We start from the raw sequence: 356 nt of genomic DNA, 5'->3' as shown, positions 1-356 counted from the left end.
GTTCAACAACGTCTCAAGCGTCCCGGGGCGTGGTGGCGCCTTGAGCAGGCCGAGGCCATGCTGGCGCTACGCCTCAACCGCGTCAATGGCCACTGGGAGGACTATTGGCAAGACCTGATTAAACAAGCGGCCTGACAACGACGTGGCGCGCATCAGTTATGGTCGCACCCTTGGACGAATGGCGCCTGGATCTGATTCCACGCCGCCCCGAGACAGCCGGACTTGCGAAGTGCCGGCAGCGCACGCATCTTGCTCGACACGCTCCCAAACCCAACACTTAAACCACGTCCAGTCAGAGATGCGTAATTTTTGTGATACGCTGTCCACATGAACTGAGTCGCCGTTGGCTCGCCCTC

Annotated in this window: 1 pseudogene; it reads left to right on the top strand. The window is 59.8% G+C overall.

Features of this window, described 5'->3' with window-relative positions:
• A pseudogene (locus GJ668_RS20010) lies at window positions 1-135 on the top strand (ISKra4-like element ISTvi1 family transposase); the annotation flags it as partial.
• Window positions 136-356: the final 221 nt, after the last annotated feature.

The organism is Allochromatium palmeri (assembly GCF_009720725.1).
GTDB classification, from domain to species: domain Bacteria; phylum Pseudomonadota; class Gammaproteobacteria; order Chromatiales; family Chromatiaceae; genus Thermochromatium; species Thermochromatium palmeri.
This window is presented reverse-complemented; position numbering and strand designations above follow the sequence as displayed.